The following is a 1447-nucleotide window of genomic DNA, read 5'->3' as shown; positions in this document are numbered from 1 at the left end:
ATGACCCCGCCGCTCGATATCGTCAGTCCTTCCTTGCCCATTCGGGCAGCCATTGGCGATGGGCTCGAAGCAGGTCGTCGGTCAGCGACCAGATCTGGTCGAGGTCGAGTTCGGCGGCCGTGTGCGGGTCCATCATCGCCGCGTGGTAGATATGCTCCGGGTTTTCGCTCATCAGGGCTGCGACGGTCAGTTCCTGGACGTTGATGTTGGTGCGGATCAACGCCGTCAGCTGCGGCGGCAGCGCGCCGACGACGGTCGGCTGGATGCCCGAGGCATCGACGAGGCAGGGCACTTCGGCTGCGCAATCGTCCGGCAGCGAGGTGATGCAGCCATTGTTGCGGACATTGCCGTAGATGACCGAGGGTTCACCGGTCCACACCGAATTGATGATCGACGAGGCATATTCCTTCGACGGCTTGACCTCGATGGTCGCAGCGCTCGCATATTCGTCGGCCTGGCTCTTCCAGCGGGCGATCTGCTCGATGCAGCGCTTGGGATATTCGTCGAGCGGAATGGCGAATTTCTCGATCAGGTCGTCACGGCCCTCCTTGATGAAATAGGGGGTGTATTCGGCGAAATGCTCCGAGCTTTCGGTGACGAAATAGCCAAGCCGCGTCAGCATCTCGTAGCGCACCTTGTTCGGGCAGCGCGGGTTCCAGCCGGGCTTGGGGGCACGGCCCTGGCGATAGCCGGCCACCAGGTCCGGATAGAGGTCGCGATAGGAGCCRTCCGGCTGGCGGTGTTCGAATTCAAGATAGAAGGCCATGTGGTTGATACCGGCAGCCCGATAGCGGATCTCCTCRTAGGGAAGGTCGAGATCATCGGCGAGTTCCATCGCCGTGCCCTGGACCGAATGGCACAGGCCGACCTGRCGGATGTCGGGATATTTCTGCGAAATCGCCCAGGTGTTGATCGCCATCGGGTTGACATATTGCAGCATGATCGCGTTCGGGCAGACGGCACGCATGTCCTCGCAGATCTTCCACAGATGCGGCACGGTGCGCAGCCCGCGCATGATRCCGCCGACGCCGAGCGTGTCGGCGATCGTCTGACGCAGGCCATACCTCTTCGGCACCTCGAAATCGGTGACGGTGCAGGGCTCATAGCCGCCGATCTGGAAGGCAACGACGACGAAATCCGCCTTGTCGAGCGCCCGGCGCTGGTCGGAAAAGGTCTCAACCGTCGCCGATGCACCGAGTGTCGACGCCAGCTTGCGGGCAACGACGGCGCTTTCCTCCAGCCGCTGCGGGTTGAGGTCCATCAGGGCGATACGCGCCCCCGACAAAGCCGGGCGCTGCAAAACGTCGCCGATGATGTTCTTCATGAACACCGTCGAACCGGCTCCGATAAAGGTGATCTTGGGATTGCCTGCCATAAATCTCTCCGGGCGTCTCTCGTCAGGCTACCTCGAACGCGGCTTTCACCAGCCGGTTCGTGTAGGCGGTTT

At 62.0% G+C, this 1447-nt stretch carries 1 protein-coding gene; it reads right to left on the bottom strand.

The genetic code is table 11. The annotated features are described in order from the left end of the window. Positions 1-22 precede the first annotated feature (22 nt). Positions 23-1375 (bottom strand): alpha-glucosidase/alpha-galactosidase, encoded by a 1353-nt coding sequence (locus AB4Z52_RS36175; RefSeq protein ID WP_442222608.1) that lies wholly within the window; start codon positions 1373-1375, stop codon positions 23-25. Between the last annotated feature and the right edge of the window lie 72 nt (positions 1376-1447).

It is taken from the genome of Rhizobium sp. 2YAF20 (assembly GCF_052114685.1).
Taxonomy (GTDB): domain Bacteria; phylum Pseudomonadota; class Alphaproteobacteria; order Rhizobiales; family Rhizobiaceae; genus Rhizobium.
Note: the sequence above shows the minus strand (reverse complement) of the source record. Positions and strands in the feature narration are given on the sequence as shown.